The sequence below is a fragment of the Bradyrhizobium sp. Crot121 genome (assembly GCF_059512385.1).
The window spans coordinates 1-500 of the sequence record NZ_JCAMOR010000340.1; the positions used below are offsets into that span (position 1 = coordinate 1).

Below are 500 nucleotides of genomic sequence, written 5' to 3' on the forward strand. Positions count from 1 at the left end.
CATTTGCCGCAGGTGGAGCGCGTCATCGAGCTTGCGAGCACGTTCTGTCCGTGCGGTTGCGGCGCCATGACGAAGATCGGCGAGGACGTCAGCAAACGCCTTGACGTGATCCCGGCGCAATGGCGCGTGCTGGTCACGCGCCGCCCGAAATACATCTGCCGCCGCTGCACGGGCCCTGTCGTGCAGGCGCACGCACCGGAGCATGTCGTGCCTGGTGGACTACCGACCGAAGCGGCGATTGCGCACGTGATTGTCTCCAAGTTTGGCGACCATACGCGGTTTTACCGTCAGGCCGAGATCTATGCGCGCCAGGGGATCCGACTTGATCGGGCGACACTGGGCAATTGGTCCGGCCGCGCCTGCTTCCATCTCCGACCCGTTGCCGACCACATGCGCCGCCATCTGGCAGCGGCGGATCGTCTGTTCATGGACGAAACTACGGCGCCGGTGCTCGATCCCGGGCGTGGTCAAACGAAGAAGGGCTACTTCTGGGCGAGCGT

General features: G+C 64.6%; 1 protein-coding gene. It reads left to right on the top strand.

The window, feature by feature from the left end:
- Nucleotides 1–500 (top strand): IS66 family transposase (locus AC5ZGW_RS46865; RefSeq protein ID WP_496114232.1); only part of this gene is annotated, 500 nt, incomplete at both ends.